At 63.5% G+C, this 6,380-nt stretch carries 6 protein-coding genes; 4 read left to right on the top strand and 2 right to left on the bottom strand.

The genetic code is table 11. The features are described from left to right. The 3 genes from CWO89_RS39260 to CWO89_RS39250 form a co-directional block, all read left to right on the top strand. Positions 1-350, top strand: a 350-nt coding sequence (locus CWO89_RS39260; RefSeq protein WP_207234661.1) for an O-methyltransferase, incomplete at its 5' end; no start/stop codon positions are given. Between the two features lie 45 nt (positions 351-395). Next, positions 396-1,151: a siderophore-interacting protein gene (locus CWO89_RS39255; RefSeq protein ID WP_245476779.1), complete on the top strand. Its 756-nt coding sequence runs from the start codon at positions 396-398 to the stop codon at positions 1,149-1,151. A gap of 318 nt (positions 1,152-1,469) precedes the next feature. Next, positions 1,470-2,099 (top strand): hypothetical protein, encoded by a 630-nt coding sequence (locus CWO89_RS39250; protein WP_130583671.1) that lies wholly within the window; start codon positions 1,470-1,472, stop codon positions 2,097-2,099. A gap of 117 nt (positions 2,100-2,216) precedes the next feature. On the opposite strand, the gene CWO89_RS39245 is transcribed toward CWO89_RS39250, so the two are convergent. Further along, on the bottom strand, positions 2,217-2,417 hold the full coding sequence (locus CWO89_RS39245) for a cold-shock protein (RefSeq protein ID WP_130583670.1): 201 nt from the start codon (positions 2,415-2,417) through the stop codon (positions 2,217-2,219). 332 nt (positions 2,418-2,749) lie between these two features. Further along, positions 2,750-4,486 (bottom strand): adenylate/guanylate cyclase domain-containing protein, encoded by a 1,737-nt coding sequence (locus CWO89_RS39240; protein WP_130583669.1) that lies wholly within the window; start codon positions 4,484-4,486, stop codon positions 2,750-2,752. A gap of 380 nt (positions 4,487-4,866) precedes the next feature. On the opposite strand from CWO89_RS39240, the gene CWO89_RS39235 reads away from it, so the two are divergent. Continuing rightward, the coding region (locus CWO89_RS39235) for a glycosyltransferase family 39 protein (RefSeq protein ID WP_245476780.1) at positions 4,867-6,380 on the top strand (1,514 nt) is incomplete at its 3' end.

Here is a 6,380-nt window from a genome sequence, read left to right as displayed (position 1 = left end):
GGACCGAACTCGAGCCCAGCAAGGCCGAACGGGCGCAGGCGAACGTCGCCGCCGCCGGGCTGGCCGACCTGGTCGAGTTTCGGGTCGGCGATGCGCAGGAAACCCTCAGACCGGGCGTCGGCGGCGACATCGACATGGTGATGCTCGACGGCGCCTTCATCCTCTATCTTCCCATTCTCAAGCTGCTGGAGCCCCACCTGAAGCCCGGCGCGATGATCATCGGCGAGAACGCGTTCGAGGAAGGCTCCGGCTATATCGACTACGTGCGCGATCCGCAAAACGGCTATCTCTCACTGCCGCTGCCGTTCGACCCCGGGCGCGGCAATGAATTCACGGTCAGGACGAAGTAATCCGCGCGGCAGCGACGTCGAAATTTCGGTGCAAGGAGCCAACCTTTGACCCAACCCGCCCACGGGCCGGAAAATTCTGCGCCGCCGCTCGCCCCGCCGGGTCGAGTCACGCGGATGTTGCTGCGATGGCTGATGCGTCCTGCGCGCGTTGCCGCAGTCGAGACGCTCTCGCCGCACTTTCGGCTGGTCGACCTCGAAAGCGAAGCGCTCAGGAACGTCGCCTGGACGGCTGGCCAAAAGGTCCAGGTCTCGATGGGCTCGGGCCTTAGCGCGCGGACCTACACGCCGATATCGTGGGACGCCGACAGCGGCAGGACACGAATGCTCACCTTCGCGCATGGCGACGGTCCCGGCAGCCGATGGGCAAGCGGCCTGCGCGAAGGCGACATCTGCCAGTTCTTCGGTCCGCGCCGCTCGCTCGATCTATCCGGCCTTGAATCGCCGGTGGTCCTGTTCGGCGATGAAACCTCGTTCGGCCTGGCGGCGGCACTCCGCGACAGCCCGCAGGCTGACGCTGCAATCCATGTGTTCGAGGCCTCGGATGTCGCGGAGTCGCGGCCGGTGCTGGAGGCGATCGGCCTCGGCCAAGCAACGTTGATGGAGCGCACCGCCGACGACGCCCATCTTGCCGCGGCCGAAACTGAGGTGTTGCGCCTTGCCGCAAGCGGCGCGCATTTCATTCTTACAGGCAAGGCATCGTCGATCCAGCGCGTAAGCCGGGCCTTGAAAGCAGCCGGCGTCGCATCATCGCGGGTGAAGACCAAGGCCTATTGGGCGCAGGGCAAGATCGGGTTGGACTAAAGCATGATCCGGAAAAGTGGGGGGCGGTTTCCCTCGCGACAAACGCGAAGCGTTTGCGCGGAGATCATGTTCAAATTGACATGCTAAAATTTGGAAGGTCTGCCACGCGCGATGTGATCCACAGGCTCTTATCCGGCATATTGGCAGGATCGAGAGGCCACGCTAATCCTCAAACCCCTCCTGGAGCTCTGGTCCTGATGGAATCAGAACCCAAGCTCTGGATTCTTGTTTTGTTGCGTTTTCTTCAAGCGAACCGGTATCCACTTCGCTCGAAAACGCTTCTGGGGTGCAGGTTTCATGAGCGACACCGATCGATCGATGCAGCACGGCCCACGCTCAACGCTCGCAGGCTTCTGCGCGGGCCTGCTGGCGCTCTTTGCATATCCTGCGGCTTCCGCCGAGATCAGCGCGGCGGTCGAGGCGCTCTACACGTCGGTGTCGATCTATCCGCCCTCGGCGAACGCGATGACGGTCTGCTACGGCTTCGTCTGCCGCCGCCGCGAGATCCTGGATTTCAGCGCCGCCGACCGCGCCGCGCTGACGCAGATCATGAATGCGGGCCGCGCCTCCGCGGCCGCCGAGCGTGCTGCGGTGCAAAAAGCGGTGATGTGGTTCGACCGTCGCATGGGTCCGATCATCGGCACCGAGAAGCGGGTAGCGAAAGCCGATTTCCGCTATTTCGACGACAAGCACAATTACGATTGCTGGGACACCACCCGCAACACCACGAGCCTGCTCTTGGTACTGCAGCAATGGAATCTGCTGAAGCACCACGTCGTTGGCGATCCGCATTACCGCGGCAACACGCTGGTGCTGCAGACGCCGCACAATACAGCGGTGCTGGTCGAGCGCGCCACCAAGGTGGAATGGGCCGTCGATCTGTGGCCACGCGGCTATCTGCAGCCGCCGGATGTCATGCCCGTCGCCAAATGGGTGACGGAGGACTGAAAGTGGCCGACGCGCGGATGCGCGCGCTCAGCTCCTTGTGAACGTTTCCCTCTGTTGCAATTTGTTTGGGCGTCACTCCCGGACGCATCCCCGAGAGTGCGGCCTTCGTCGATGATGCTAGACCTTCAAATTCTCCGCCGATGTCCGGCCGCGGTTGGCGATCTCGTCGTACTCGACCGACTGCCCTTCATTGAGCGTCGTAAGGCCGGCCTTCTGAACCGCTGAGATATGAACGAATATGTCCTTGCCACCCGATGCGGGTTGAATGAACCCGTAGCCCTTGGTCGGGTTGAACCATTTTACAGTACCTTTAGCCATTCACGTCGTCTCCGGCGGAAAATCAAATAATAAAACGAACGGGCCGGTCCCCGCACACCCCGGCATGTTCGCAAGGCGCAGGATAACGCAGATTGCGTCGCGCTTGGTAGCGCAAAGCTCACGCGTGATTTTGGCGGAAACACGCCGTTTCGCGGCGCTTTTGCGCCGTTTTGCCTATTTCCCATTCATTCCCGTGGAAAAGATCGGCCAATCGCGGCAAGTCTCGGGCATCTGTCACGGCCGGAGCTTGGTAAGTCAGCGCTCACGATCAGCGCACGCCGACGTTGACGATGCGGCAGCGATCGCCGAACGGTGCGACTAACAGATGATAATCAGGCCGCAACGACCTGATCGCCGTTGACCAGCGCGGACAGTGTGCGCGTGTCGTCGACGGTGCGCACGGTCATCGGCTCGTTGCGGCCGCGGATCGCGACTTCCTGTTCGGGAAGCGCATCGGCGGTGAGGCCCGCGGTGATGCGCACCTCCTCGGAGAAGATGGCTTCGCAGCCAAGCGTCTTGGTCATGTCCTGCAATCGCGCCGCGACATTGACGGCGTCGCCGAGCGCGGTGAACACCATGTGGTCGCGATAGCCGATGTCGCCGACGATCACCTCGCCGCCATGGATGCCGATGCCGAAGCGGATCGGCTCGGGCAGGTCATGGCTCAGGAACTGGTTCAATTCGTCGATGTTCTTGCCGATCTGTGCCGCCGCGCGCAGCGCCTGCAGGCAGGCCTGTTGCCGGCTGCTCGCGAGGCCAAACAGCGCCAGCATGCCGTCGCCGACGAACTGGTTGGGCTGGCCGCCGCTCTCGATCACCGCCTGCGACACCGCGCTGAGGAAGCGGTTGACGATGAAGACGGTGTCGAACGGCAGCCGCGTCTCCGCAAGCTGCGTCGAGCCGCGGATGTCGACGAACAGGCTGACGAGATAGCGCTCTTGCCCGATCCGCGTCGGGTTCGACGCATGCGCAGTGGCCGACATCGTGTGCGGCGTGAAGAGTTGGAAGAAGGAGAGGTCGGTGGTCGGCTTGAGCTGGCAGGCGAGCCGGATCGAGGGATCGGTCGATCCGACGCGGCTGAGCACGAAGGCCTCGCGCGGCGAAGGTTCGGGCAGCATGCTGCAGTCGCCGATGATGCGGATGCGGCAGGTCGAGCAGCGCGCGCGGCCGCCGCAGACGGAGGCATGCGGCACGTTGTGGCGCAGGCTCGCCTCCAGCACGCTCAATCCCTTGGGCACCCGGACGATGCGGCCATTGCCGTAGGACAGGCTGATCATGCCGCCGCGCCGCTCGAGGATGGCGCGTCCGCCGCGCGCGAGCAGCACCAGGACAAGCAGGCCGACATAGCCGATCGTCATACCGCTGGTGATGCGATCGAGCATATCAGCCTGCTCCAGCGTGCCGACATGTTGCGCGGACAGGTTGTCGTGCCGCCACGCGGGATCGGTGCTGTCGGCGATCACGGTGCGTCCGCCCTGGTAGACGCCGAGTAGCGCCAGCGTCGGGATCAGCACGGCGGCCGCCAGCAGAAACGGCGCCGCGCGCTTGAAGAAGCGGCGCATCCTCAGCCAGAAATAAAGCCCGATGCAGCCGTGTACCCAGGCGATGACGAGCACCGCGAGCATCGGCAACAGCCTCTGTCTCGCGCCGATGAAGAATATATAGAGTTCCTGCGGATAGAGCTTCTCGTGCCCGTACAGCGTCTGGCCGAGGCGCACGCCGACGATATGGGCGATGATCAGGAAAGGAATGCTCAAGCCCAACAGCAGTTGCAGCGGCTCGATCGCCTTCCAGCCGAACTGTCGGCGCTGATACAGCGCCCAGATGCCGAGCCCGGAATGCACGAGGCATGCGCCGTAGAAAATGAAGGCAACGGGCCGGAATTGCCAGAAGGCGGTGTGCCAGTTGACGCCCCAGGCCAGCGCGTCCAGCGAGATATTGCCGAGCGCGTGATTGAGGAAATGGCTGACCAGATAAGCGAACAGAATAGTGCCGCAGGCGAGCCGAACCTGCCGCAAGCCGATGCCGCGGAAAAATTCTCGTAATTGCTGGCGCGCAGAGGAGGCCATGTGATCCGTAGCTACTATCGTCAAATCTAATGCCTTATTCCCTGCCGAACACTGTCGCCGTCCTGGCCTCGTACGCCGTCCTGGCCCCGTGCCGCTCCATTATAGCCAAATCGTATAATGCTTCCGAATTCTCAAATCCGCCGCTCCCTCGTGGAAGAGGCCGCATTTCACGCCCGCCACGCCCAGGTTTGCGCACCAGTCCATGGCCGGCCTGCCGGAACGCCCGCCTATCATTCTTTTCCCGCGACACGTTGACACCCCGCTGGGAGTCTAGGAAAAGCGCGGCCGTGACGAAGATCCCGCTCAAAGCCGGCCGCGCAACGCCGGACGACTATCCTTCCGCGCCATCATGGCCCGTCGTGATCGCCCTGATCGCGGCGATGACGGTTCTGCGCCTGATCTATGCGGCCGTGCTCGACCTGCGCACGGACGAGGCCTATTACTGGACCTGGTCGAAGGAGAACGTGCTGTCGTTCCTCGATCATCCCCCCATGATCGCCTGGTTCGTCCGCTTCGGCACCGCGATCTTCGGCGACACCAATCTCGGCGCGCGCTTTGCCGGCGTTCTGGCGATGCTGGCGACCCAGCTCCTGCTCGCGGACATCGTCCGCCGCGTCACCCATGATTTCAGGGCGATCGTGCTGGCGCTGCTGTTGCCGGAGGCGGCGCTCTATTACGGCCTCTTGATGGCGAAGGTCGCGCCCGACATCGCGATGATCCCGTTTGCGGTCGCGATGTTGTGGTCGCTGGTGCGGCTCACCGAAAGCGGCGACGGGCGCTGGTGGCTCGCCGCCGGCCTGTTCGGTGGGCTCGCGCTGCTGTCGAAATTCACCGCGATCATGCTGGTGCCGGCAGTCGTGGCGTTCATTCTGGTGCCGTCCTGGCGGTGGCGCTGGCTCTCCAGCCCCTATCCTTATCTGGCCATCGTGGCCGCAATCCTCGTGTTCTCGCCGGTGCTGATCTGGAATGACCAGCATGATTGGGCCTCGTTCCGCTTCCAGGCGGTGCGCGCCACCGCGGATCATCCGTTCTCGCTCCGCACCTTGGGTGAGTTTTTCGCGCTGCAACTCGGCTTGGTCGGATTCGTGGTGCTGCCGGTGGTGCTGTCGGGCGTGACGCTCACCGCATGGCGCGGCTATCGCACCCGCGAGCCGGTGGCGATCCTGCTCTCGACCGCGGTGATCGTGCCGTTCTTCTATTTCCTGTGGAAGTCGCTGACGCTTCGGGTCGGCGACACCTGGCCGATGTTCCTGTGGCCCGCCGGCTTTGCCGCCACCGCCATCAACATCGCGATGCTGCCGCGCGAAGGTTTTCCGAAATGGATGATCCGCGCGACCATCTCCTGGGCGCGGATCGCGGTGATGTCAGGTCTCGTCTTCGTCGTCTGTGTGTTCTTGTATTATGTCGCGACGCCCTTCAATTTGATCGGCCGCACCGATCCGATCGGCGGCGAAGCCGGCTACGAGCAGCTCGCCGCGCGCGTCGAAGATCAATTGCAGAAGCAGGGCGCGACCTGGATCGCGACCACTGACTACCGCACCTATGCGATGCTGCGCTTGTTCTTCAATGGCCGCGTGCCCGTGATCCAGCTCAACGAGCGCGGCCGATTCCAGGGCTTCCGCGATCCCGGCATGGACCGCATCAGGGATCACGCCGGCATCTATGTCGTGCGCGAGCTCGACAGCCAGATGCCATTCTTGGATTCGGCGGGCGCCGCGCGCCAGCCGCTCGAACGCGTCGAGCGCGTCTGGCGCGGCATGGTGATGGACAGCTTTTCGCTGGAAAAGCTCACCGGCTACACCCCAGAACTCTCGCCGCCACCGGATTCGCCGCTATTCCGCTGGCGCGTGCTGGCGATGCTGATTTCACCTTCTCCCCTTGTGGGAGAAGGTGG

The sequence above is a fragment of the Bradyrhizobium sp. Leo170 genome, assembly GCF_004296405.1.
Taxonomy (GTDB): Bacteria; Pseudomonadota; Alphaproteobacteria; order Rhizobiales; family Xanthobacteraceae; genus Bradyrhizobium.
The sequence above is the reverse complement of the archived record's forward strand: the minus strand, read 5'-3'. Positions and strand labels throughout refer to the sequence as shown.

What these genes read in the sequence shown, in the direction of transcription:
- CWO89_RS39245 (WP_130583670.1), bottom strand. Translation starts at nt 2,417, where the DNA reads ATGGCTAAAGGTACTGTAAAATGGTTCAACCCGACCAAGGGCTACGGG.
- CWO89_RS39240 (WP_130583669.1), bottom strand. Translation starts at nt 4,486, where the DNA reads ATGGCCTCCTCTGCGCGCCAGCAATTACGAGAATTTTTCCGCGGCATC.
- CWO89_RS39250 (WP_130583671.1), top strand. Translation starts at nt 1,470, where the DNA reads ATGCAGCACGGCCCACGCTCAACGCTCGCAGGCTTCTGCGCGGGCCTG.